Source organism: Maribacter sp. R86514 (assembly GCF_044597005.1).
Lineage (GTDB): Bacteria > Bacteroidota > Bacteroidia > Flavobacteriales > Flavobacteriaceae > Maribacter.
Genome location: NZ_CP138999.1, coordinates 103,362 through 128,825 on the forward strand (window position 1 = coordinate 103,362; position 25,464 = coordinate 128,825).

Below are 25,464 nucleotides of genomic sequence, written 5' to 3' on the forward strand. Positions count from 1 at the left end.
TATTTCGTGTCTTTTTGGAAGTTGTGATTAGAACAATGTTTCTTGTAACCACAACAGTTGATATTTACCGGCAGCATCATACCGTTCAGCTTGGCTTTTAATATTGAATTTTCGGTTTCTAGGGTCATTTCCCACTCCGCTGTTGTACATCCAATTCCCCCAATTACTATGCACATCATAATCAATTAACATACTTTCAAAATAGGCGGCACCAATTCGCCAATCTTGTTCTAATTCTTTAGACCAAAAACTAGCTACGTTTTGTCGCCCTCTATTGCTCATCCATCCGGTTTCTAATAGTTCTTTCATATTGGCATTTACAAAAGGTTCTTTAGTTAAACCATTGATCCAAGTATGTTTGGCTTTATCATTGGTTTTAGGATCGTAGGTACTATTTAGTATACCGCCTAATTTAAAAATTGCATCTTGATGTTTAAGGGATATATACTTAAAATAATCCCTCCAAATCAATTCGAAAATTAACCAATAGGTATCTTGGTTTTTTACAACTTCCTTTTCGTAATTCTTTATTTCCCAGTATATGGTTCTTGGAGATATACTACCGTTAGCCAGCCAAGCAGATAGTTTTGAACTGTAATCCGTACCAATTAATCCGTTTCTGGTTTTCTTGTAAAAGCTCAATTTTTTCGTTTCCCAAAAGTAGTTCTGTATTCGTTTTAACGCCTCTAATTCTCCGCCTTTGAAGGGGAATGCGGTATTTATATGGTTAGTATAATTATCTAAACCTAAATCGTTTAAAGTAGGGATTTTGGTCTTAGTGTCAATTAAATTTTCACTAGGCATTTTATTAGGTAAGGTGGTAATTGGTCTTACTTTGGAGTTTGATTCGCACTTTTTTCTAAAGGTGGTAAAGACATTAGGAATCGAACTAAAATCATCATAAGGAATATCATCTGGGTGAAATAAAAATTGATCATATACTTCGTGAATATTTATATTGGGATCTAAGCTCTTCTTTACATTGTTTAGTATAACCTGTTCATCTCTAGTCCATTCTTTTTGTAAGAAAATAGAATTGATGCAATGATTTCGAATTAAATCTGGTAAGTAATCTGCTGAATTACCGTGAAAAATAAATAGCGGTATATTGATTTTTTCAAGTTCCTGTTTTAATTGCTGAACAGTCTCAATTAAAAATTTTGCCCTATACTTTTCAGTACTTTTAAATCCGAATTCATCGGTTTCAAAAAATTTAGATTCAAAACAGTAAAAGCCAATAACATTAGACCCTTTCATTGCTTCAGTTAATGAAGAGTTGTCTTGCACCCTTAAGTCGTTTCTAAACCAAATTAGATTATTCATGAATTGCTGTTTTCAATTTATTTCGTCTACATTTTTCTCCGCAGTACTTTACATCGTCCCAATTGCGTTCCCACTTTTTACGCCATGAAAATGGTTTATTACACGTTGCGCAAATTTTTGTTTGCAGGTTTACTTTTTTATGAGCCACTATTATATAGATTTACTGGGTTCATCTGGTTTTGCATATGCGAATCTTGCTAAAAGCTGAGGTAAGGCATAAGCATCCAATCCATTAATGGCGACAGTCTGGGCCTTATCTAATTGCAACCAACCGTCATTTTGTAAAATATCGTCTGGTAAATAGACATGCTCAATAGCACCGATTATCAGTAGGCAACCATTCTCTTTAATTTCATATTCGTTTACATAGCTGCACCCCAATTTTATTGCACTCTCTTTTACGTACGGAGCTTGAAAATTATCTAAATAAGTTTCGGTTAATTTGGTTTTTGAAAACTCTGAAATATCTTCATCATAACTGGCCGCAGTATGATGCGCGTCTTTTATGATAGATTCGTTTACCTGATTGACGGTGAAGAATCCGCTTTCTTTAAAGTTGGCATAGGTATTTCTTTTAACGGTTAAAGGTCTAAGAATAAACCCTAGCATAGGTGGTGTACTACCAATATGAACCACCGAATTGAAAATAGCCAAATTACTAATTCCCATCTCAGATTTAGAACCTAATAAGTTGGCAGATTTGTAACCGGTACAACTATTGATTAAATGAGCTCTGTATCTACTAGGCATTTTACCTAGCTCTTCTTTACTAAAATGTTTCAAATTGTTAATTTTGTTTAACAAAAATAATTAAAAATTAAACAGATATGAACTCAATAACATAAATGATTTGCTTAGTTTATCTGTTTATACAAGAAATGAGGGCATAATTTCCTATTTTTAACATTGAATTAATGTTGGCTTAAAGCCATGTACATGACGCAAGAAAAAAAGAATATTGCCATTATTGGCTCAGGCTTAGTAGGATCTTTACTGGCCATTTACCTTAAGAGGTACGGACATCAAATTACCGTTTTCGATCGCAGACCAGATATTAGAAATGTTGAATTTTCTGGTCGATCCATCAACCTTGCCATGAGTAATAGGGGGTGGAATGCCTTGAAGGCGGTTGGTATAGAAGAAGAAATAAAGGAGATAGCCATACCCTTAGATAAAAGGGCGATGCACGTTATTGGAAAAGAGCAGTATTTTCAAAAATATGGTAAAGACGGTGAGGCCATTTGGTCAATATCGCGTGGTGTGCTTAATAGGCGAATGATCGATCTTGCTGAAAAGAACGGAGTAGAGTTTCGTTTTGAGGAAAAAGTCTGGGATATTAATTTGCCAGAAGCAAAAGTTTATACGGGAGAAAGCGAAAAAGGGGAGTGGATAGAATACCCTTTTGATTTGGTATTTGGATGCGACGGTGCTTTTTCAAGAGTACGTCATAAAATGCAAAGGCGAAGTAGATTTGACTATTCGCAAGATTTTATTGATGTAGGATATAAAGAATTGACTATACCTGCAAATGCGGATGGTTCACATAAATTAGATAAGCACTCATTCCATATTTGGCCACGTGGTAAGTTTATGTTCATAGCAATGCCAAATTTAGATGGCAGTTTTACCTGTACCTTATTTATGCCATTTGAAGGTGATGTTTCTTTTGATAGTCTGAAGACAAAAAAGGATGCGGTACATTTTTTCAATACGTACTTCCCTAATGTAATGGATGATATAGAAAATTTAACCGGAGACTTTTTTAAGAACCCTACAAGTGCCATGGTAACTATGAAGTGTTACCCTTGGACCTATTGGGATAAAGTAGCCCTTGTGGGCGATTCTGCGCATGCTGTAGTACCTTTTTATGGTCAAGGCATGAATGCTGGGTTTGAGGATATTTATGTCTTAGATCAGATTATACAGGAGTTAGGTGATGACTGGCAGCGTATTTTTGAAATCTATCAAGAAAGGCGCAAGCCAAACGCTGATGCTATTGCAGAGCTAAGTTATCGCAACTTTGTAGAAATGAGCAGTAAAACTGCAGATGTCAATTTCTTGTTACAAAAGAAAATCGAAAAACACTTTGCGGCAAAACATCCAGAGAAATGGATTCCTGCTTATAGTAGAGTTACATTTTCAAATAGACCCTATGCAGAAGCACTGGCAGAAGGAGATGCTCAGGAAGAGATTATGAAAAAAGTCATGAGCACACCAGGTATAGCCGAAAAATGGGATAGTAAAGAAGTAGAAGAGCTAATGCTCAAATTACTGGGGTAATTACTTATTGGACTTTATTTCGCTTCTGCGCATGGGCATACTATCAATTAAGTCAGTCAGCTGTTGTATTTTAAAAGGATAGGGGCTTTTGGCTTTAATGCCGCCATCTTTTCCAATTAATATATAGCCATTATAGGATTTTGGTAATGTGCTGGATTTTTTAATAACAGTCGCTTTACCTTCCAAAGTATATAATACACTGTCTTTATAGGTGAAAACAATAATATCCCTTTCATTAATTTTTGAAGCATTACTTTCAATAGTTTCTAAGGCAGATTTTACTTCGGCAATATTATTTTCAGTTTCGTAAAGAACTACTATTCTGTTCTTCCATTTATATTCCGATAAATCTTGAGCTTCTATATTAAGACTAGACATCATTATAAAAATTAAAAGGATTTTTAAAGATTTCATAGTCATGAATGTAAACAAAAAAAGCCATCTTTAAAAGATGGCTTTTTTAATATATGTAAGATGTTTGCTATTATAATTTAGCGAACATTTTTTGCATTTTTTCACTTTCTTCTTCAGCAAGGGTAGGGTCAACTAAAATACGACCACTATGCTCATCGGTAATAATCTTCTTTCTTGAAGCAATTTCAACCTGTACCTGAGGTGGAATAGTAAAGAAAGAACCACCAGAAGCACCTCTTTCAATTGGCACAACAGCTAAACCATTCTTAACATTGTTACGAATACGTGCATATGCCTTTACCAAACGCTCTTCAATTTTATCTTGAAATTTAATAGACTCTTCTAATAACGCTTTTTCTTCTTTCTCAGTTTCAGCAAGAATAGCGTTCAATTCGCTTTTCTTATGCTTAAGGTGAGCCTCACGTTCAGATAAACGTTCTTTAGTTTCAGAAATAACAGATTTCTTTTGATCTATTTGAGCTTTGAATTCTTTAATGTTCTTTTCAGCTAATTGAATTTCCAATTCTTGAAATTCCAATTCTTTACTGATAGAATTAAATTCTCTACTGTTACGAACATTCTTTTGTTGCTCGCCGTATTTTTTAATTAAAGTCTTTGCTTCTTCAATAAGGTTCTTCTTAGCACCGATTTCGAAATTGATATTCTCTAAATCAGTTTTAAGTTTATCCATTCTCGTTTTTAGGCCTAGGACTTCATCTTCCAAGTCTTCTACTTCTAAAGGAAGTTCACCGCGAACGTTCCTTATTTCATCAACCCTAGAATCAATTAATTGCAAATCATATAATGCTCTTAACTTTGCTTCTACAGACGAATCTTCTTTTTTTGCCATATTAAAAATAATTGATGGGATTTGTTATACTTTCCGATAAATGGATTGCAAAATTAGGAATTTTTTTCGTAAGATAATCAACTAAAAGGTTTTTTGTAAACTGCTCAGTTTCAAAGTGTCCTATATCTGCCAAAACTATTTGGTTTTCAGCCTCGTAAAATTGGTGATATTTAAGGTCTGCAGTAACAAATACGTCTGCTCCGGCCGCTTTGGCAGCACTAATGGCAAAAGAACCACTTCCTCCCAGTACTACTACTTTTTTAATCGGTTTATTTAAAAATTTGGAATGACGTACCACTTTGGCGTTCATTTTAAGCTTTAAATGTTCAAGAAATTCGGTTTCCGTAACCTCTTTGTTCAATTCACCTATCATTCCCATACCAATATGTTGGTTGGTATTTTCTATCGTTTGTACGTCATAAGCCACCTCTTCGTACGGGTGAGATGACAATAATGCTTTGATGACGGCAGATTCCTCATTCTTGCCAAAAACACATGTAAACATTATTTCACTTTCAGTATGCTTGGTACCAATGCTTCCCTTGGTAGGGTTGGCATCTTCATTTGCTTTATAAGTACCATTACCTTCAATAGTGAAACTACAGTCAGAATAGTTTCCTATGTTACCGGCACCAGCTTTGAACATGGCATTTTTTACCACTTCTAAATTATCTTTAGGGATATAGGTGGTCAATTTTTTAATCGTATTTTTTTGAGGAAGTAGTATTTTGGTATTAGAAAGTCCAAGTACTTCGCAAATTTTTGCGTTTACGCCTTCTTTTGCATTGTCAAGTGCCGTGTGGTTAGAATAGATGGCAATATCGTTTTTGATTGCTTTGATAACTACACGCTCCACGTAATTTTTTCCCGTTATTTTCTTCAATCCACCAAAAATAATTGGGTGAAAGCTAACGATCATGTTACACTTTTTAGCAATGGCTTCTTCTACCACATTTTCTAAAGTGTCTAATGTAACTAATACTCCGCTTACTTCATTTGAAGCGTTACCAACTAGTAAACCTACATTGTCAAAATCTTCGGCATAAGTTAATGGGGCAAATTCTTCTAATATTAGGGTAATGTCTTTTACGGTCATTTTATAAGAAAATAAGATATTCAAAGATAAATTATTATAATTTCGTTCTAATGCAGGTGTTACGAAAACTTCTTTTTCCTATTTCATTAATTTACGGACTGATTGTCTTTCTTAGAAATCGCTTGTATGATATGGGTATTTTCTCTTCTCGATCATTTGCCGTAAAAACTATTTGTGTAGGTAACCTAAGTGTAGGCGGTACAGGTAAGACGCCAATGATCGAGCTATTGATACGGGAGCTTTCTGAGAATTATAATGTCGCTATTTTAAGTAGAGGCTATAAAAGGAAGTCAGAAGGATTTTTGCTGTCAAATGAACAAACCACTGTTGAAGAATTGGGTGATGAACCATTTCAGATAAAAACCAAATTCCCTAAAATTACTGTTGCAGTTGATGCGGATAGAAGAAACGGAATTAGTCAGCTGGAGAAATTGATTGATCTAGATGTTATATTGCTCGATGATGCTTTTCAACATAGAAAAGTAAAAGCCGGGTTTTCAATTTTGTTGACTTCCTATGATAATTTGTATACAAAAGATTGGTACCTGCCAACGGGAGATTTAAGAGACTCAAAAAGAGAGGCGGGTAGGGCAGATGTAATTATAGTAACTAAATGCCCTGCTAACTTGTCGCCATCAGAAAAAAACAAGATTAGGAAAAGTATACATCCTAAACCCCATCAAAAAGTATTGTTCAGCTATTTGTCTTATAATAAAGAACTAAAGGGTGATATCTTGACTTTAGATACGCTGAAAGAAAAAAATGTGACTTTGGTAACCGGTATTGCCAATCCTGCTCCGTTAGTAAAGTTTTTAAATTCGGAAGGAATTACGTTTGAGCATTTAAAATACAAAGACCACCATTTCTTTACAGATCAAGAAATCGATATTTTAAAAGAAAAAGAATGTATTCTTACTACAGAGAAGGATTTCGTGCGTTTAGAAACTAAGCTAACGAGCTTAAGTTATATAGAGGTAAAACATGAGTTTTTTGATAATACCGGCGAACTCATGAAGAATGAATTATTAAAATTTATTACAACGATTTCTTAGCTCTTTTATCAAAAATATTCTCACCTATCTTTTGGTAAAAAACATCTGGTTTAAAAGGTTTAGTAACCACATCATCACAACCTGCGGCATAAAAACTTTCTAAGCTATCATCTAAAGAAATAGCCGTTAATGCAATTATAGGTGTGTCTTGATTGAACTTTCTAATTTGTATAGTAGCTTCCTCACCACTAATACCTGGCATATGAATATCCATTAGTATAGCATCGTATACATTTTCTTGAGCGGCTGTTACTGCCTCATGACCATTATTGGCTATATCACTGGTCATATCTCGTTTAGAAAGCATTTTTTTGGTGATGACTTGGTTAATTTTATTGTCTTCAACAATTAACAAGTGTAACCCTTTAAAGTCATAATCTTTAGGCGTAATCTCAAATGATACATCTTCTGATTCACTTTCAAGACTCTTCATTTTAACTTCAAAGAAGAAAGAGCTTCCCTCGCCCAATTCACTCTCAAGCTCAATTTTGCTTTCAAATAAGCTCAATAAACTTTTAACAATAGTAAGACCTAGACCGGTACCACCATATTCTCTATTAATTTGAATAGAGCCTTGTTCAAAACCTTCAAAAATACTTTTTTGCTTCTCTTTTGAGATACCGATGCCATTATCTTTAACTTCAAAATAGATGGTGATATCATCTTCTACTTTGTTCAATAATTTTACAATGACCTTTACCTCGCCTCCTTTGGTGAACTTGATAGAATTACCAATTAAATTCATGAAAATTTGAGAGAGTTTCAATGGATCGCTCAATAAGCTATTTGGTATATTTGAATCGTATTCTAAAATCAGGTTGGTTTTATTGGTTTTGGCACTTTGACCAAGAGAATTGATAACCTCGTTAATAACCTTGTTAAGGTTGAACTCCATGTTCAGGGGTTCTAATTTATTCGCATCAATTTTGTTGATGTGTAAAATGTCATTAATGAAATTAAGAAGATAATCACCTGAGAATTTTAATGCCTTTAAATGTTCTTTCTGGTGCTCTTCAGGATTTTCCTCAAGCAGTAGATGGGTAAGCCCAGTAACCGCATATAGCGGAGTTCTAAGTTCATGACTTACGGTAGACAGAAAGTTTGTTTTTGCTTCCATTGCCTGTACGGCACCATCACGAGCAATTTGTAGCTCTTTGTTCTTGGTCTGTAAAAGATCGTTGGTTTTTAATTTTATCTGGTTATTTCTATATAATGTAACTGCCAGTAATGAAATAATAATTAAAAATGCAGAAGTTAAAATCGCCGTAAGTTCAGATCTGTTTTGAGATTCTGTAAGTTCTTCTATTTTCTTTTCTTGGCGTGCAATCTCCTCCGTTTTGTAATCATCCCTTATTTTATCAGCTGTTTTAGCTTCAATAATATTTTTATCGATATTAAATATGGAATCTTTTAATTTCACCAGATTTTGAGTATTTACTAGTGATTTCTGATAAAGACCAAGTTTCTCGTAAACAGATGATAATAAGGTGTTTGATTTTTTAATGTCTTCTAAAAATCCATTATCAAGAGCGAGAGCCAACGCATTTTCACCATTTTTGGCAGCTTCGGATAAATTATCGTTTTTTAAATTTAATTCAGCAAGTGTTAAATAGGCTTGCGTAGTAAGATATTCTTTTTCGTATTGATCGGTATTTACAATAAGTGAATTCAAGTTTTTTGTAGCGCTATCATATTTCTCTAAACTGAGATATACTTTTGCTTCTGTCAATAATAAATTATTGTAAAAATTACGGTCGTTATTTAGCTGTTTGGCTTCGTTAAGCATAAACAGCGCTTGAAAGTTTCTATTACTTCTATGTAAAAGAATAGCCTCTATATATTTATGCATACCGTCGCCGTAAGGGTATTCAATGTCTTTCAGCAGAACACTTGCGCGATCCCAATAAAATTCGGTGTCCCCTTCTTTATCTATTTTTAAATACAATAATGCTAGTTCGTGAAGGCTATCGATAAGACCTTTTACATCTTCGCTTTTTTCGGCTTCGTTTGCGGCTGTATTAAGTGTTTCTAAAGCAAGGTCGATTTTATCTTGATTTCTGAATTTTCTAGCTTGGTCAAAATAGGGTTGTATATCTTTCTGTGCAACCGTGTTCTGTGGGTATAGGTTGGTGGTAGCCGCCAAAATTAGAATGGGGACTAGCAAAATTTTAAGTGCTTTATTTAAAAATAAAATCTTCAAATATAATTTTTAGTACTTATAAAATTAATCAAATCAATGATTCTACTGCTATAACCGGTTTCGTTATCGTACCAGCCAATAATTTTAACCATTTTTCCTATTACAGAGGTCATCAAAGAATCAAACGTACAAGAATAACAACTATTGTTTATATCAATGGAAACTATTGGGTCGTTAGTATAATGTACTATATTTTTAAACTGGTTTTTAGACGCTTTTTCAAAAGTAGAGTTTATTTCTTCAATACTTGTTTCTCTTTTTACATTAAGCGTAATGTCTGTTAATGAGCCATTTGGTACAGGAACTCTAATGCCACAACCACCAATAGTATCTGCTAGCTCAGGAAATATTTTGGTCAATGCTTTTGCCGCTCCGGTTGTAGTAGGTACTATAGATTGTGATGCTGCTCGTGCTCTTCTTAAGTCTCTATGCGGTTGATCATGCAAACTTTGATCTGTAGTATAAGAATGTATGGTTGTAATATATGCCTGCTCAATACCACATAGGTCATTGACTATTTTTATCATGGGTGCAGCATTGTTCGTAGTACATGATGCATTAGATATAATATCGTCAGATGTGGTCAAGGTATTTTCATTAATGCCAAAGACAATCATTTTAATATCATCTTCAGTAGGCGGCACGGACAAAATGACTTTTTTGGCACCATTTTTAAGATGGAAAGATAAGGCTTCCCTGTCCTTGAATTTACCGGTACATTCAACAACTAAATCAACTGCAGAAGAAGACCAATTTATTTTAGACGGATGAGATTCATTAAATAGTGCTATGGCTTTATCATTAACTATAATGTGCTTATTGTCATGAGAGATATTAAGCGGAGAAGTACCGTGAATACTATCATATTTTAATAGATGCGAAAGAGTACGGGTATCTGCCAAGTCATTAATGGCAACCACATTTAAATTTTCATGTGCTTGCATAAGTCGAAATAGCGTTCTACCTATTCTTCCAAAACCATTAATGCCTATGTTTAGTTTTTGCATTGGTTGCTGATGAATGTGTTCAGTTAATACGGATAATTCCAATAAATTAGAACCATCCAATTATGTTAGCGTAGTAGCAAGAAGTATGTTCTTGAATTTTTATAGAATATGCTTGTGTGCCTTGTAAGAAGATCTCACCAAGGCACCACTTTCAACATGTCTAAAACCCATTTCAAGACCTATATCTTCATATTTCTTAAACTGCTCAGGAGTAATAAACTCTTTAACAGGAAGATGTTTTTTAGATGGCTGTAAGTACTGACCTATAGTTACAACATCAACATCTGCATTTCGCAAATCTGCCAACGTAGTAATTACTTCATCTTCATGTTCACCAAGACCTAGCATAATACCAGATTTGGTTCTGTTGATACCTTGTTTTTTCAAGTAGTTCAAGGCTTCTAGGCTACGTTCGTATTTTGCTTGTATACGCACCTCTCTAGTTAGTCTTTTAACAGTTTCCATGTTGTGAGAAACAACTTCAGGAGAAACAGCAACAATTCTATCTAAATGCTTTTCTATACCTTGAAAATCGGGAATTAAAGTCTCTAGAGTAGTAGTTGGGTTCATTCTGCGTATGGCCTTTACGGTTTCTGCCCAAATGATAGACCCCATATCTTTAAGGTCATCTCTATCTACAGAAGTAATAACAGCATGCTTAATACCCATAATTTTTATGGATCTAGCTACTTTTTCAGGTTCTGCCCAGTCAACGTTCTCTGGTCTTCCGGTTTTAACGCCGCAAAAACCACATGATCTGGTGCATACATTACCTAATATCATAAAAGTTGCTGTACCTTCTCCCCAGCATTCCCCCATATTAGGGCAACTTCCGCTGGTGCAAATAGTATGTAGGTCATACTTATCTACCAAACCTCTAAGTTGAGTGTATTTTTTACCTGTAGGTAATTTTACCCTTAGCCATTTCGGTTTGCCTTTTGGTGGAGCAACATTTTCTTTTAAAACTGTAGACATGCTTTCAATTTTATTACAAATATACGAACTAATAAAGTGTGGGTAAAGTAGAATTACATCCTACACAAATGAGTTCTAAATAATGAGAAATTTACTATTCGTTTGTTGATTACTTTCGTTCCTTGATAATTTCTGAAAGTAATTTTTTAGCCCTTAGAAGTTTTACTTTGACACTGTTTATGGGCTCGTTTAATTGTGTGGCAATATCAGCATAGCTTAACTCATTAAAATACCTTAGGTTGATGACTGCTTGGTAATGGGGCTTTAGTTTCTTAATATCCCTGAGTAAATCGGCTAAATTCTGTTCTTGTATCAATTGATCTTCCATAGAAGGCGAAGCGTCTAAAGCGCTGGTAATAGCATCAGAATTGCTGCTAGAATCTAACAAATTCTTTTTACGCTTTCTAACCAGATCAATATGTATATTCTTTGAAATGGCTATTAGCCAAGTTTTAAATACGTAAGACTCGTTATAGGTATTTATCTTATCGAACGCCTTTGAAAATGTCTGAATGGTTATATCTTCAGAATCGTTTTCATTTTCCGTGCGCTTTAATTGAAATCCATAAACATCGTTCCAAAACATATCTAACAAACGACTAAAGGCAATCTGTTTGCCTTGCTTCGCTTTAATGATTGTTTCTTCTAAAGTGTCTCTGTTATTCAAATATTAATTTTGGTAAGCGTAAGTTTTTGATTAAGTACTAAGCTTATTCTGAGATTAAATCTTTTTTACAATCTTGTTCGTTCGGCATTTTACCGCACATACCACAAGCTTGTCCGTCTTGATTTAAAAAAGGACTTTGGCTTGCGCAAGTTCCTGCAAATTCCCCATCTTTTTTAGACCATATTTTAATTGCAATACCTGCAAAAGCCAATGCTAACAGCCCAATGGTCAATAATACTAGTTTCATGTGCTAAATTTTAAACAAAGATAAAAAATAAAGCCCCAAAAATGGGGCTTTAAGAATACTTTATGTGCGAAAGCTTAGTATGCTATGTTCGCTACTATATTTTCTACATTAGGGGCTTGGTTACCACCTTTTTGTTCTATGGTAATATAACCAACGGCATTTTCAGCGTATGGTAATGCCAACAACTTTTCTTGATCGCCAGCTTCTTCGATAATACCTAAGTTTATCATTTTACCGTTAACCTCTGCCCACATTTGAAAACATTGGCTTTCTGGAATATGAGGTAATTTGCTCACATTGATATATGATAATTTTTTAACAGGGTTTATATAGGCCACAGCTTTCAAATCTTTAGCTTTCTGATTCCCCTTAACATTGTACTTTTTAGTTTGTGGATTGTTTAGAACAATGAACTGATTACGTACATCTTCTAACTGCTCTTTCATGTTCTCTTCAAGCAATTTTATTTTATTGCTAACAACGCTGTTCTCTTCTTGTAAACTCTGGTTTTGATTCCAGAAAAAAGTAGAGATACCTATGAACATGATAGCGGTAATACTTGCTGCAATGGCATAACTATAGAATCTTTTTCTGCCCTTACGTTCAGCTTTTATTCTAGAGTTGATTTTATCCTTTAAACCTTGTGGTGCTTCGATAGCATGTAGTTTAGCGAAGATTTCAAGATTATTCTGTAATTCGCTATATGTTTCCCTAACCTCTGGGTACATGGCAATATAGCGCTCTACCTGAAGGCTTTCCAATTCGGTAGTTGTACCCAAAAGATACTTTTCTAATAAATCAGAATCAAGGAAAATTCTTATTTTGTCTTTCATAATACGAAATTTAATAACATGGCAACTACGGCTGGGCCATAGATTTTGCCTAATTCGCGTAATCCAATTTTAAGTCTAGATTTAATAGTTCCTAAAGGTATATCCAACTCATCACTAGCTTCTTGTTGGGTCATGCCTTGAAAGAAAAGAGCTTCTAAAACAATTTGATATTTATCTTCAATTTTATCTAGATGTTCTCTTACATCCATTAACTCTGGCCTTGTACTTTCTACGCCTAAAGTATATACGTCAGAAACGTCTATTTGGATTTCTTTATCTGATTTTGTGTTGACACTTCTTAATTTGTCAATGGCAGTGTTACGTGTAATTCTAAAAAGCCAAGTAAACAGTTTCGCTTTCTTAGGGTCATAAGAGTCAGCTTTTTTCCAAATCTTCACAAAAGATTCTTGAACAACATCTTGTGCTAGGTCAGGATCACGCACTACCTTATTAGCAACACCTAATAGGGTGTCGGCATAATTATCGTACAAGAGAGAAATCGCTTTTTCGTTTCTTTCCTGTAGTAATTCAACAATATGGTTTTCTAATAGAGTGCTCATAATTTAAAAGATGTACATATTTTTTTATGATGGACATCCAAATGCTAACATTGAACCGTATATGATTAAACGCTAAATTATAAAATTGATTGTTAAGGAAGCGTTTTCTAAAAATATATATTGAATAAGTGGTCAGCTGGTAACTGCCCACTTTGTTTTTGGTTGGTTTGGTTTGGTAATAACCCCTGTAATTTTTACAGGGGTTATTTTATTAAATTAACCTCAGGACTTATTTCAATATGAAACTTTGTTTTTACGGCATCAATAATATTTGCTGCTAGATCTAAAATATCTTTTCCGGTTGCATTGTCATAATTTACAAGTACTAAAGCTTGATTTTTGTGAACACCTGCATCACCAAAACGTTTTCCTTTAAATCCGCATTGCTCAATTAGCCAACCTGCCGGAATTTTATAAAATTCATCTGAAACTTTATAAAAAGGAGCTTCAGGGTTTTTACGCGTAAATTCTTCAAATACTTCTTTATCAACTATCGGATTTTTAAAGAAGCTACCACTATTACCTAAAACTTTTGGGTCAGGTAGTTTACTTTGTCTAATAGCAATAACCGCATTGGAAATATCTTTTATAGTAGGGTTGGTTATCGCTTCTTTTTCTAATTGTTGTTCAATTGCTCCGTAGCCAGAGTTAATTTTGTGGTTTTTTTTGGTAAAGGAAAAAGTTACCGACGTAATTACAAATTGATCTTTTCCTTCATTTTTAAAAAATGAATCTCTGTAGCCAAATTTACATTCCTCTTTGGTTAAGGTAATTAATTCTTGGTCTTCTATTCTAATCGCTTCACAACTAACAAAACAATCTTTTAATTCAACACCATATGCGCCAATATTTTGAATAGGTGCGGTACCGGTATTTCCAGGTATTAAGGACATGTTCTCCAGTCCTCCAAAATTATTTTCAAGGGTCCACATGACCATATCATGCCAGTTTTCGCCTGCCATCACCTTCACTTGTGCGCTGTTGGCAGATTCTGATACAATTTTCTTTCCCTTTAAATCTACATGAATAAACAATGCTTCAATATAATCTGAAAGCAGCATATTGCTACCGCCACCTATAATGATTTTTCTGTCATAATCATGATTACCAAGAATATCCTGTAATTCTTCAATAGATGTAACTTCAACAAAGAATCTTGCTGTAGCATCAATACCAAAAGTATTATAGTTTTTTAGGGAAAAGTGTTCATGTACGATCATTAACCTTTGTAACTTTTAAGTGCTTCTTTTAAAATTTGAACAGCTCTTTTTAAACTATCTTGGTCAAGAACATATGCAATTCTAATTTGATTTTTGCCTAGTCCTTCTGTAGCGTAAAACCCTGCTGCGGGTGCTACCATAACAGTTTCATTGTCTATGTTAAATTCCTCTAGCAACCATTGAGCAAAGTGATCGGCATCTTTAATAGGTAGTTCTGCTATACAGTAAAAAGCACCTTGCGGTTTAGCAATTTTAATACCTTCAATTTTTTCTAATTCCGCAATAAGCAGATTCCTTCTTGCAACATATTCCGTCTTTACTTCAGTAAAATAGCTATCTGGTGTATCCAAAGCCGCTTCACTTGCAATTTGCGCATATGTAGGTGGTGATAGTCTAGCCTGTGCAAATTTCATTGCCGTAGCAATAAACTCTTTGTTCTTTGATACCAAGTATCCAATTCTAGCGCCACACATACTATATCTTTTAGAAACCGAATCTATAACTATAGCATGTTCCTCCAATCCTTCTTCTTTTAAAATGGAAGCATGGGTTTTATTGTCATATGTGAATTCTCTGTATACTTCATCTGCAACTAGATAAATGTTGTGTTTTTTAACTAGGGTAGCTAATTTTTGAATTTCTTCCTTGCTATATAAATATCCTGTAGGGTTACCAGGGTTACATATTAATATAGCCTTGGTTTTAGGTGTAATTAGTTTTTCGAAATCCTCAATAGGAGGTAGTGCAAAATTATCTTCTAATTTAGAAACTACAGGTACTACGGTTACGCCACATGCAGTAGCAAATCCGTTGTAATTGGCGTAAAAAGGTTCAGGGATGATGATTTCATCATCTGTATCTGCAATGGTGTTCATTGCAAAAGACAAGGCTTCTGATCCACCGGTAGTAACAATGATATCTGTAGGGCTTACTTGAATGTCGTTTTTAAGGTAGTACTGCGCAATTTTGGTCCTAAAGGTCTCAGAACCTTCGGTACGGCTGTATTCCAATACATTTATATCATTATTTTTCACAGCGTCTAAAGCTTGCTGCGGAGTCTTAATATCTGGTTGCCCTATGTTCAAATGAATGACATTAACTCCTCTCTTTTTTGCATTTTCAGCAAACGGAACTAACTTTCTTATAGGTGATTGAGGCATGGTAAGCCCCTTATTTGATACAGATGGCATATTATTTGAATTTTTCACAAAAGTGATAAATGATTATGGTTCTTACAAAGTAATTAAGCTTTTATTTGGATTTGCCCATAGTGTTAAATTTAGGTTTAATAACAAATTATTCAGTATCTTAAAAAGGGTTAACTAATTCATATAGATTATGTTACGTACATATAGGATGCTATTGATTCTTTTGTGTTGTTGTTTATCCTTTTCAGGAATGGCACAAAAGTACTATTTGCCAGCAGGAAAGAAATTTCACAAAGTCAAGTTTCAATTGATTAATAATCTCATGGTCATACCTATTGAAGTCAATGGCACGGAGTTATCTTTTGTGTTAGATTCTGGTGTTGGCACTCCAATTTTATTCAATTTGGCGGATCAAGATTCTATTCAATTAAATAATGTAACCGAAATTACAATTAATGGGCTAGGGAAGGGAGACCCAATCAATGCATTAAAATCTACCGGAAATTTTGTGCAGTTAGGTAATGTCAAGAATACTTCCCAAAACATTTATGTAGTAATGGATGCTGGTATTAACTTCTCGCCAAGCCTTGGTGTGCCTGTGCATGGTATAATTGGATATAATCTATTTAGAGATTTTGTAGTTGATATAAACTATGTAAAGCAAACCATAAAATTTCATGACCCTGAACTTTATAGGTACAAAAAATCTAAGAATTCTAGAGTTGTAGATATGTCGGTTATTAGAAAGAAGGCATATGTAGATGCATTTGTGATGATAAGTAAGGATGAGGAAATACCTGTAAAAATGTTAATGGATACGGGTAGTAGCGATGCAGTATGGCTATTTGAAGATGAAAGAATTCAATTGCCCGAAAAGCATTATCAAGATTTTTTAGGAAAAGGGTTGGCTGGTGATATTTTTGGGAAGCGAACAAAAATCAGTCATTTAAAGATTGCAGATTTTGTGCTGAGTGATGCAAAGGCGGCTTTTCCTGATATGGAGACGTTCACTACAATTTCTGACTTTGGAGGTAGAAACGGAAGCTTGGGCGGTGAGGTGATAAAGCGTTTTAATGTGGTATTCGATTATAGAAATGAAAAATTGATAATGACCAAGAACGCCAATTTCGGTAAACTATTTCAATACAATATTAGCGGTATTGATTTGCAGCATGCGGGTATGCGTTATGTTTCAGAACGAATTACCGATACAAACGGTGTGCTAAATAGCAGTGCCAAAACGTATGGCGATGTGCAAATTATACTTCAAGGTGCTACAAGGTTAAGTTTGGTGCCAGAGATTATAGTATCGGGCATACGCCAGGGGAGTCCGGCACATTCGGCGGGCTTACGAGAAGGCGATGTCATTCTGGCAGTGAACGGTAAGCGAATCCATCGATATAAATTACAAGAGATTATGCATATGCTTAATTTTAAAAAGGACAAAAAAATTAAGGTTTTGGTAGAAAGGTATGACAGCGATCTGCTCTTTAGTTTTGTGTTAAAACCTTTATTTGACGAACAGTAAAGCATAAAAAAAGCCCAACTTTTTAGTTGGGCTTTTAATTTTTAAAAAGTTCTTTTATTTGGTACCAGTGGTAGCTTGAACTTCTCCTTTGATTTTTAAAACCTTGGTAGGAGTGTCAGCGTTAGAAATAACCGTAATTGCTTTACGGATAGGACCAACTCTATTAGTATCATATTTCACTTGAATTTCACCTGTTTTACCTGGTAAAATTGGATCTTCTGGTTTTTTTGGAATTGTACAACCACAACTAGAACTTACTTTGCTCACAATTAGTGGCGCAGTTCCTGTGTTTGTAAATTCAAAAACTCTTACTCCGTCAGATCCTTTAGCGATTTCGCCGTAATCCACAGTTTCAGATTTAAACTCTATTTTGGCAGCTGCGTCCTGTGCAGTTAAGCTAAAACCTAGTAAGCCAACAAATAATACAAGTACTATTTTTTTCATCATTTATAATTTTGGGTGGATGTCAAAATTAAATCTTTTCAGATCAACCTCAAAATCCTTTTGTTATACTCTAACGTTACTTATTTTTGTTTCGTATTTATCTTTGGGTGAAATTTAGCTGAAATGACCGTTAGAATGTCAGTTCGGCTTTAATTTTTAATAACCCAGTTTATTATTATTCAAAAACTGTTCCAAAAAATGGAAATTCCTTCAAAATATAATCCGCAGGCCACAGAATCACAATGGTATGATTACTGGATGAAAAACGGCTACTTTCACTCAGAACCAGATGAAAGAGAACCATATAGTATCGTAATACCACCACCAAACGTAACTGGTATTTTGCATATGGGGCATATGTTGAACAATACAATACAAGATGTACTCATAAGAAGAGCCCGTCTTTTAGGAAAAAATGCATGTTGGGTACCAGGTACGGATCATGCCTCTATTGCAACCGAGGCAAAGGTAGTTGCGAAATTAAAAGAGCAAGGCATCAATAAAAACGATCTTACCAGAGATGAGTTTTTAAAACATGCGTGGGATTGGACAAATGAATATGGCGGAATCATTTTAGAACAGTTGAAAAAACTGGGTTGTTCTTGCGATTGGGACCGTACTGCGTTCACCATGGATCAAGAGCGTTATGATAGTGTTATTAAGGTGTTTATTGATCTCTATAACAAAGGGTTGATATACCGTGGGTATAGAATGGTGAATTGGGACCCTGAAGCACAAACAACCTTGTCTGATGAAGAAGTTATCTATGAAGAAAAACAAGGTCTTTTATATTATTTGTCTTATGCTATAGAAGGATCAGACGAAAAAGTAACCATTGCAACCACAAGACCTGAAACTATATTAGGGGATACCGCAATTTGCATAAATCCGAACGATGAGCGTTTTACACATCTAAAAGGTAAAAAAGTAATTGTTCCTATCTGTAATAGAGTAATTCCTATTATAGAAGATGAATATGTAGATGTGGAATTTGGTACAGGATGTTTAAAAGTAACGCCTGCACATGATATCAACGACAAAGTATTAGGAGAAAAACATAACCTAGAAACTATCGATATTTTTAATGATAATGCAACCTTAAATAGTTTTGGATTGCATTACGAGGGTAAAGATCGTTTCGTAGTAAGAAAAGAGATTTCTAAAGAATTAGAAGATTTAGGTATTCTGGTTAAGACCGAGACCCATATTAATAAAGTAGGTACTTCAGAAAGAACCAAGGCTGTTATTGAACCTAAATTATCTGATCAATGGTTCCTGAAAATGGAAGATTTGGCAAAACCTGCTTTAGAAGCGGTTATGGAGAGTGGTGATGTAAAGTTGCATCCAAAGAAATTTGAAAACACATACCGTCATTGGATGGAGAATGTTCGGGATTGGAATATTTCTAGACAACTATGGTGGGGACAACAAATACCAGCATTTTATTTTGGTGACGGACAAGAAGATTTTGTTGTAGCGGCTAATGTAGAAGATGCATTAAAACTGGCAAAAGAGAAATCAGGTAAGTCAGATTTAAAAGAAAGTGACTTAAGACAAGATGCCGATGTTTTAGATACTTGGTTTTCATCGTGGTTATGGCCAATGAGTGTATTTGGCGGTATTATGGAGCCAGATAATGAAGAGATAAACTATTACTACCCAACAAACGATTTAGTAACCGGGCCGGATATTTTATTTTTCTGGGTAGCTAGAATGATAGTTGCCGGCTATGAGTTTAGAGGAGAGAAGCCTTTTGAAAATGTTTATTTCACCGGATTGGTAAGAGATAAGCAACGAAGAAAAATGTCAAAGTCATTGGGTAATTCACCAGATGCTTTAAAATTAATAGAGGATTATGGAGCTGACGGAGTTCGTGTAGGTCTTTTGTTAAGTTCAGCTGCAGGTAATGATTTAATGTTCGATGAAGATCTTTGTCAGCAAGGAAAAAACTTTGCCAATAAGATCTGGAACGGTTTCCGATTGGTGAAAGGATGGGAGATTGCAGATATTCCTCAACCAGAGGCTTCAAAACTTGGTTTAGAGTGGTATGAGTCTAAGTTGAATAAGACATTATTAGAGATTGAAGATCATTTTGGCAAGTTCCGTATTTCAGATGCTTTAATGTCAATATATAAGTTAGTTTGGGATGATTATAGTTCTTCTTTATTGGAGATTATTAAGCCTGCATATCAACAGCCTATTGATAGAACTACTTTTAATAAGGTAATAGAGTTGTTTGAGCAGAACCTTAAATTGTTGCATCCTTTTATGCCATTTTTGACCGAAGAAGTTTGGCAACATATTGCAAAAAGAGATGAAACAGAAGCTTTGGTCATATCAAAATGGCCAACCGTTGGTAAAATTGATGAAGAGTTAATAGCTCAGTTCGATTTTGCTGCTGAGGTAATATCCGGTGTTAGAACGATAAGAAAGAATAAGAATATTCCAATGAAAGAATCATTGGAGCTGTCAGTTCTAAATTCTGAAAACGCAAGTAACCGTTGGGATGTGGTAATTTCCAAACTAACCAATGTATCTGAAATCAGTTATTTAGATGAACAGATAGAAGGTGCATTGACTTTTAGGGTAAAGAGTAATGAGTATTTTGTGCCTATGGAAGATGCTATTGATATAAAGGCAGAAATCATTAAGATCAATGAAGAGCTAAAATATACTAAAGGCTTCTTGACATCAGTTCAAAAGAAACTTTCTAATGAACGATTTGTAAATAATGCTCCTGAAAAGGTAATAGCCATAGAACGCAAAAAACTAGCTGATGCCGAAGCTAAAATAGAAACATTGGAAAAAAGTTTAGCGAGTTTAGGCTAACATTTCATTCCATAAATTACGAAAGCCTCATTCCTAAACAATTAGGAATGAGGCTTTTTCTATTGTTAAAAGTATTTAGGTAGTCATGATGTTTTCGTATTTTTAAATTGAACAAAAAAGCTAAGAAAATGAAACCACTTAAGAAAGAAGATATTAAGCAAGAGGTATTTGATTTGTATGATGCCTATGCCCATAATAAACTAGAACGTAGAGACTTTGTGCAGAAACTGTCCATGTACGCCGTAGGTGGTCTTACAGTGCCATCGCTAATGAGTTTTCTAATGCCAGATTATGAGAATACTTTTTTGGTGGATAAAAATAATCCAGATTTGGATTCGGGTTTCATTACTTATAATTCTGATAAAGGAGGTGGTGAAATCAATGCATTACTATCTAAGCCGAAATCGGCAGAAGGCAAATTGCCAGGTATCGTAGTGGTTCATGAAAATAGAGGATTGAATCCGTATGTTGAAGATACAGCAAGAAGAGCAGCTTTGGCAGGTTTCGTAACTATTGCACCAGACGCCTTGAGTCCGTTAGGTGGTTACCCGGGTAATGACGATGATGGTCGCGCTATGCAACGTAAAAGAGATAGAAATGAAATGCTTGAAGATTTTATAGCGGCATTCGAGTATTTGAAAAATCACGAAGATTGCAATGGTAAAATCGGTGTAGTAGGTTTTTGTTTCGGTGGATGGATTTCTAATATGATGGCAGTAAAAGTATCGGATTTATCTGCTGCAGTACCTTTTTATGGAGGACAACCAACAGAGGGTATTGAAAACATTAATGCACCATTAATGTTACAGTATGCTGGAATGGATGAACGCGTGAATGCGGGTTGGCCAGCATATGAAAAAGCATTGAATGAATTAGGTAAAGAGAATGTTGCTTATTTCTATGACAATGTAAATCATGGCTTTCATAATACGTCTACACCTAGGTATGATGAACCAGCAGCAGAATTAGCTTGGTCACGTACTATGGATTTTTTCAATAAAAAATTAGTATAAAGCACTGGTTTTAAGGGCTTTTGGGTGTGATTTTACTATTGAAGTTTCTGATATAGAGTTAGTAATCAATTTGTTTGAGTTAAGCTAACACGGCTAATCCCTTTAGTTTTGTAGTATAAACAATCTAAAAACACACACATTATGAGAAGTCTATTATGGTTAGTAGCAGTTATTTGTATAATTATATGGTTATTGGGAATGTTAGGTATAGTACCTGGTCTTGCAACCGGTAGTTTAGTTCACATTTTATTAGTAATAGCGGTTATCGTTATTCTTTACAATATCATTTCAGGTAAAAAGGTCTTGTAAAATCAATTTTACAAACCAATTTTATCAAAAAATATATGAACCCTTGATTAATGTCAAGGGTTTTTTTGTGCTTAAATAGTATCTTTAATACTATGATTAGACCTTATGTACTTGCTGAAACCAATTGGGAACATTTAAAAGATGAAAAAATAGAATTGGCAATTTTGCCGTGGGGAGCCACAGAAGCTCATAATTATCATTTACCCTATGGTACGGATAATTATCAAGTACAAAGTATGGCTGAGTCTGCTGCTGGTGTCTCTTGGGAGAAAGGAAGAAAGATAATGGTTTTGCCTACTATACCTTTTGGTGTAAATACAGGTCAGAGTGACATCTATTTAGATATGAATTTGAATCCGTCTACTCAATTGGCTATTTTAAAAGATTTGGTAACCGTACTAAATAGACAAGGCATAAAGAAATTATTGCTATTCAATGGTCACGGAGGTAATAATTTTAAACCTATTATAAGAGAGTTGGGTTTATTGTTCCCAGACATGTTTATCAGTTTTTGTTTCTTTCCTCCCATGTTCGATAAATCTAAATATTTTAAGGAAATGGGCGATCATGCCGATGAAATGGAAACAAGTTTAATGCTTTATTTAAGACCTGATTTGGTATTGCCGAAAGATAAATGGGGTAGTGGTAGTGCTAAAAAATTTAGGATAAAGGCTTATAATGAAGGTTGGGCTTGGGCAGAAAGGCAGTGGTCAAAGGTTAGTAGTGATACGGGTATTGGCAATCCTGAGTTTGCTACCAAAGAAAAAGGAGAGCGTTTTTTTAATGATGTGTGTGCAAAGTTAGATGATTTATTTTGCTCACTTTGCGACGCTGATTTGGAAGATTTATATCAATAATGTTATCGTCGAAAATAATTCTTTTATAATTTTAATCCATTGTTTAGCAAGTAAGACGAATATGATGTATTATCACTTATTGCATGCAAATAATAATAGATTCAATATTTGCGATGAACATAGTTTTACTAGGTGTAAATTGCGGTAGTCGCAATAAGCAATAGTAAATTTACTATTGATAAAAAAACTACGGTACTGATTTTTGTTGTTTTACCTAGACTTACCTTATTATATTATAGTAGATGTAATTATTTTTTTAGCTCTTTTGTTACGAGGTCTATATAAGATTGCATTGCCTTTTTCTTACTCATGTTTTTGGCTTGTATCAAAGCATTTGCTTTAAAGGCATTTATTAAAGGGGTTTTACTACCTGGATTGTCAAAATTTGCATTCGCAATTTTATAATAGGCATACAATTTTAAAAGTATATCTGCCGGTATTGGTTCGGTAAAGTTATTGACCAAAGCCACGTTTTCCTCAAATTCAATACGTAATTTCTTCATTTTCGTTTGGGTCAACAAATGTAGCTATACAAGTCTCATTACCTTTAACTTTCTGGTTTAGCTTGACATTGATTTGGCAATCTAAAGGTAAAAACAAATCGACTCTAGAACCAAATTTTATAAATCCGGCATCGTCTCCCTGTTGTACGCTTTCACCTTTTTCTGCATAATTTACAATTCGTCTAGCAAGTGCGCCGGCTATTTGTCTGTAAAGGATTTCGCCAAACTTAGGGGTTTTTATAACTACAGTGGTTCTTTCGTTTTCTTCACTTGATTTTGGATGCCAGGCAACTAAGAATTTACCAGGGTGGTATTTAGAAAAAGTAATTAAACCACTTGCAGGGTATCTTGTTACGTGCACATTTACCGGAGACATAAAAATAGAAACCTGTCTTCTTTTTTCATTAAAATATTCTTTCTCTAAAACTTCTTCTATAACTACAACTTTGCCATCTACAGGAGAAAGAATTTCATTGAAATCCTTTCTTGCCAATCTCTTTGGGTTTCTAAAGAATTGCAAAATTATAATTAGTAAAACTAGACCTAGAATTTGTACAGCTAATTTTAGCCATGCTATGTCAATAAAGTAATGAGCCAAGAGTATACTTGAGCCTATAATCAAAAAAGAAAACAATATTATTTTTTGTCCCTCTCTATGAAACATAACTGAATATATTTAAAGTTAAATAAGCAAATGGTGCGGCAAAGACCAAGCTGTCCAAACGATCTAACATACCACCGTGGCCAGGTAATATGGCTCCGCTATCTTTTACACCTGCAGCTCTTTTAAATTTAGATTCTATTAAATCACCTAGGCTACCGGCTACTACAATAACCGTTGCAAGGATCATCCATTGAACAGGACTTATAAGAGCTTCGAATGTGGCCATTAAATAAGCTGCCGCTAGTGCAAATATAAAACCTCCTAAAGTACCTTCAATGGTTTTTTTAGGAGAAACTGAAGGAAAAAGTTTAGTTCTGCCAATACTTTTACCTACTAGGTATGCAAATGAGTCGTTTACCCATATTAATATAAAAATACCCATGATCAAAAGTTTTGCAAATGCATCATTCTTGTAAGGTATCATTGTTAGAAAAATACAGCCTCCGCCTATGTAAAATAGACCGATTAAGAATTTTAATGTCGTATTAAGTTTTAAAGGTTTTTTGGCAAATAGATTATATAACAGATAGATGTCAACAACAATGGTGATTAGCATTAATATATTTATAATCTGTTGGTCTTTAACCAGATAAATATAAGCCCACCACAGTGCTAAATAGGCCGCAAAAATATGGTAGCCTCTTAATTGCACTAATTTTTTATACTCGTATAAGCAAGCTAGCCCGAAGGTCATAAATAAAAAATCAAAGGCATCAGAACTTAAAAAGACTGCTGACAATAATAGGATTATGTACACAGCCCCTGTTAGTGACCTTCTTAGAATTTCTTTCATACTATAAATCTTCCAGAAGTAAAAGATAAAGATTTTTAGTACTACTACCATAAGTTAGAAAATCATCTGAATTTTCTGCGGTAGCCTTAAAGTGTTTTAATGTAGTTATATTGGCCGGTATTTTTTGACCGTATTTTTTCTTTATGGTCTTTAAACCTTCTCCTATAGATTCTATTAGTTGACTTGTAGTGGCAAAGACTACAAGATTGCTAGGTAGTTCGTTTACCTTTTTTTCTAAGAGCTGGTTTGAGCAAACAAGAATGCTGCCGTTTTGGGCTATAAGATGTTCGCAAGTGGTAAAAAATACTTCGCTGTCGCGAGCATTATCAGTAAATGTAATCGATTCTTTTGAAAATTTTTGGGCTAGCCTTTCATTGAGAACAAAGAAAGGCTCGCTTTCCCAATTATTTTCTGTAACAATATTTCTAATTGCTTTTGAAACTTCTGCATCAGAATCGCAATAAATGAACTTACCACCATTTTTCTTAAAATGAATTGTAAATTTTTCATCAACAGGAATATTTAAATCAGGCATATGATCGCCGCGCGTTTCCGCGGTTTCTTTCGAAACCTTCTTCTTGCCACCACCAAATAAAATATCTAAAAATCCCATTTATGTTGTTGAAATAATTGCTTATCTAAAGTATTGCAA

The 25,464-nt window shown here is 34.5% G+C and carries 27 protein-coding genes; 7 read left to right on the forward strand and 20 right to left on the reverse strand.

Annotated elements, in window-relative coordinates; genetic code table 11:
• Positions 1-27: 27 nt before the first annotated feature.
• From SJY30_RS00380 to SJY30_RS00390, 3 genes are read right to left on the reverse strand one after another with little or no spacing between them, the layout of a single operon-like run.
• The gene (locus SJY30_RS00380; RefSeq protein ID WP_396633670.1) at positions 28-1,323 is read right to left on the reverse strand and encodes a DASH family cryptochrome; all 1,296 of its coding nucleotides are present in this window, start codon (positions 1,321-1,323) and stop codon (positions 28-30) included.
• Entirely contained in the window at positions 1,316-1,471 is a 156-nt protein-coding gene (locus SJY30_RS00385; protein ID WP_396633671.1) for a DUF2256 domain-containing protein, read from the reverse strand. Before SJY30_RS00385 ends, SJY30_RS00380 begins: the two co-directional genes overlap by 8 nt.
• A 2-nt stretch (positions 1,472-1,473) precedes the next feature.
• Complete coding sequence (locus SJY30_RS00390) at positions 1,474-2,106, reverse strand: flavin reductase family protein (protein WP_396633672.1); 633 nt, start codon at positions 2,104-2,106, stop codon at positions 1,474-1,476.
• A 153-nt stretch (positions 2,107-2,259) separates the two neighbouring features.
• On the opposite strand from SJY30_RS00390, the gene SJY30_RS00395 reads away from it, so the two are divergent.
• The gene (locus tag SJY30_RS00395) at positions 2,260-3,603 is read left to right on the forward strand and encodes an FAD-dependent oxidoreductase (protein WP_396633673.1); all 1,344 of its coding nucleotides are present in this window, start codon (positions 2,260-2,262) and stop codon (positions 3,601-3,603) included.
• Here SJY30_RS00395 and SJY30_RS00400 read toward each other — a convergent pair whose 3' ends face one another.
• From SJY30_RS00400 to SJY30_RS00410, 3 genes are all read right to left on the reverse strand, one after another.
• Positions 3,604-3,984: a DUF4174 domain-containing protein gene (locus SJY30_RS00400; RefSeq protein WP_396633674.1), complete on the reverse strand. Its 381-nt coding sequence runs from the start codon at positions 3,982-3,984 to the stop codon at positions 3,604-3,606.
• Positions 3,985-4,087: 103 nt separating this feature from the next.
• Entirely contained in the window at positions 4,088-4,867 is a 780-nt protein-coding gene (locus tag SJY30_RS00405; RefSeq protein WP_036156050.1) for a zinc ribbon domain-containing protein, read from the reverse strand.
• Position 4,868: 1 nt separating this feature from the next.
• On the reverse strand, positions 4,869-5,963 hold the full coding sequence (locus SJY30_RS00410) for a Nif3-like dinuclear metal center hexameric protein (protein ID WP_396635292.1): 1,095 nt from the start codon (positions 5,961-5,963) through the stop codon (positions 4,869-4,871).
• A gap of 50 nt (positions 5,964-6,013) precedes the next feature.
• On the opposite strand from SJY30_RS00410, the gene lpxK reads away from it, so the two are divergent.
• Positions 6,014-7,015: a tetraacyldisaccharide 4'-kinase gene (gene lpxK / locus SJY30_RS00415; protein WP_396633675.1), complete on the forward strand. Its 1,002-nt coding sequence runs from the start codon at positions 6,014-6,016 to the stop codon at positions 7,013-7,015.
• Here the strand turns inward: lpxK and SJY30_RS00420 are convergent.
• From SJY30_RS00420 to SJY30_RS00460, 9 genes are all read right to left on the reverse strand, one after another.
• Positions 6,999-9,215, reverse strand: a complete 2,217-nt coding sequence (locus tag SJY30_RS00420) for an ATP-binding protein (RefSeq protein ID WP_396633676.1) — start codon at positions 9,213-9,215, stop codon at positions 6,999-7,001. The genes lpxK and SJY30_RS00420 overlap by 17 nt on opposite strands.
• On the reverse strand, positions 9,212-10,222 hold the full coding sequence (gene gap, locus SJY30_RS00425) for a type I glyceraldehyde-3-phosphate dehydrogenase (protein ID WP_396633677.1): 1,011 nt from the start codon (positions 10,220-10,222) through the stop codon (positions 9,212-9,214). The genes SJY30_RS00420 and gap overlap by 4 nt, the downstream gene beginning before the upstream one ends.
• Before the next feature lie 99 nt (positions 10,223-10,321).
• Positions 10,322-11,197, reverse strand: a complete 876-nt coding sequence (gene lipA, locus SJY30_RS00430) for a lipoyl synthase (RefSeq protein WP_036156039.1) — start codon at positions 11,195-11,197, stop codon at positions 10,322-10,324.
• 109 nt (positions 11,198-11,306) lie between these two features.
• Entirely contained in the window at positions 11,307-11,864 is a 558-nt protein-coding gene (locus SJY30_RS00435) for an RNA polymerase sigma factor (RefSeq protein ID WP_396633678.1), read from the reverse strand.
• Between the two features lie 43 nt (positions 11,865-11,907).
• Positions 11,908-12,111, reverse strand: coding sequence for a hypothetical protein (locus SJY30_RS00440; RefSeq protein ID WP_036156035.1), 204 nt, complete (start codon positions 12,109-12,111; stop codon positions 11,908-11,910).
• Between the two features lie 74 nt (positions 12,112-12,185).
• Complete coding sequence (locus tag SJY30_RS00445; protein WP_396633679.1) at positions 12,186-12,944, reverse strand: anti-sigma factor domain-containing protein; 759 nt, start codon at positions 12,942-12,944, stop codon at positions 12,186-12,188.
• Positions 12,941-13,504: an RNA polymerase sigma factor gene (locus SJY30_RS00450; RefSeq protein WP_036156031.1), complete on the reverse strand. Its 564-nt coding sequence runs from the start codon at positions 13,502-13,504 to the stop codon at positions 12,941-12,943. Before SJY30_RS00450 ends, SJY30_RS00445 begins: the two co-directional genes overlap by 4 nt.
• Before the next feature lie 203 nt (positions 13,505-13,707).
• The gene (gene murB / locus SJY30_RS00455; protein ID WP_396633680.1) at positions 13,708-14,724 is read right to left on the reverse strand and encodes a UDP-N-acetylmuramate dehydrogenase; all 1,017 of its coding nucleotides are present in this window, start codon (positions 14,722-14,724) and stop codon (positions 13,708-13,710) included.
• Positions 14,724-15,914, reverse strand: a complete 1,191-nt coding sequence (locus SJY30_RS00460; RefSeq protein WP_396633681.1) for a pyridoxal phosphate-dependent aminotransferase — start codon at positions 15,912-15,914, stop codon at positions 14,724-14,726. Before SJY30_RS00460 ends, murB begins: the two co-directional genes overlap by 1 nt.
• 208 nt (positions 15,915-16,122) lie before the next feature.
• Here SJY30_RS00460 and SJY30_RS00465 point away from each other — a divergent pair, with 208 nt between their 5' ends.
• Complete coding sequence (locus tag SJY30_RS00465) at positions 16,123-17,400, forward strand: aspartyl protease family protein (protein WP_396633682.1); 1,278 nt, start codon at positions 16,123-16,125, stop codon at positions 17,398-17,400.
• Positions 17,401-17,454: 54 nt separating this feature from the next.
• Here SJY30_RS00465 and SJY30_RS00470 read toward each other — a convergent pair whose 3' ends face one another.
• The gene (locus SJY30_RS00470; RefSeq protein WP_084135100.1) at positions 17,455-17,847 is read right to left on the reverse strand and encodes a DUF1573 domain-containing protein; all 393 of its coding nucleotides are present in this window, start codon (positions 17,845-17,847) and stop codon (positions 17,455-17,457) included.
• Between the two features lie 195 nt (positions 17,848-18,042).
• On the opposite strand from SJY30_RS00470, the gene SJY30_RS00475 reads away from it, so the two are divergent.
• The 4 genes from SJY30_RS00475 (at position 18,043) to SJY30_RS00490 (ending at position 22,852) form a co-directional block, all read left to right on the forward strand.
• Positions 18,043-20,673 carry a valine--tRNA ligase gene (locus SJY30_RS00475; RefSeq protein ID WP_396633683.1) on the forward strand — a complete coding sequence of 877 codons (2,631 nt, stop codon included), beginning with the start codon at positions 18,043-18,045 and terminating at the stop codon, positions 20,671-20,673.
• Positions 20,674-20,801: 128 nt separating this feature from the next.
• Entirely contained in the window at positions 20,802-21,686 is an 885-nt protein-coding gene (locus SJY30_RS00480) for a dienelactone hydrolase family protein (protein WP_396633684.1), read from the forward strand.
• Between the two features lie 141 nt (positions 21,687-21,827).
• A complete protein-coding gene (locus SJY30_RS00485) occupies positions 21,828-21,995 on the forward strand; it encodes a lmo0937 family membrane protein (protein ID WP_027067903.1) in 168 nt (55 codons plus the stop codon).
• Positions 21,996-22,087: 92 nt separating this feature from the next.
• Complete coding sequence (locus SJY30_RS00490) at positions 22,088-22,852, forward strand: creatininase family protein (protein ID WP_396633685.1); 765 nt, start codon at positions 22,088-22,090, stop codon at positions 22,850-22,852.
• Between the two features lie 248 nt (positions 22,853-23,100).
• On the opposite strand, the gene SJY30_RS00495 is transcribed toward SJY30_RS00490, so the two are convergent.
• From SJY30_RS00495 to SJY30_RS00510, 4 genes are read right to left on the reverse strand one after another with little or no spacing between them, the layout of a single operon-like run.
• Positions 23,101-23,355 (reverse strand): acyl-CoA-binding protein, encoded by a 255-nt coding sequence (locus tag SJY30_RS00495; protein ID WP_396633686.1) that lies wholly within the window; start codon positions 23,353-23,355, stop codon positions 23,101-23,103.
• Positions 23,336-24,019, reverse strand: coding sequence for a phosphatidylserine decarboxylase family protein (locus tag SJY30_RS00500; RefSeq protein WP_396633687.1), 684 nt, complete (start codon positions 24,017-24,019; stop codon positions 23,336-23,338). The genes SJY30_RS00495 and SJY30_RS00500 overlap by 20 nt, the downstream gene beginning before the upstream one ends.
• Positions 24,009-24,812: a phosphatidate cytidylyltransferase gene (locus tag SJY30_RS00505; RefSeq protein WP_396633688.1), complete on the reverse strand. Its 804-nt coding sequence runs from the start codon at positions 24,810-24,812 to the stop codon at positions 24,009-24,011. The genes SJY30_RS00500 and SJY30_RS00505 overlap by 11 nt, the downstream gene beginning before the upstream one ends.
• A 1-nt stretch (position 24,813) precedes the next feature.
• The gene (locus tag SJY30_RS00510) at positions 24,814-25,425 is read right to left on the reverse strand and encodes an LUD domain-containing protein (protein ID WP_396633689.1); all 612 of its coding nucleotides are present in this window, start codon (positions 25,423-25,425) and stop codon (positions 24,814-24,816) included.
• Positions 25,426-25,464: the final 39 nt, after the last annotated feature.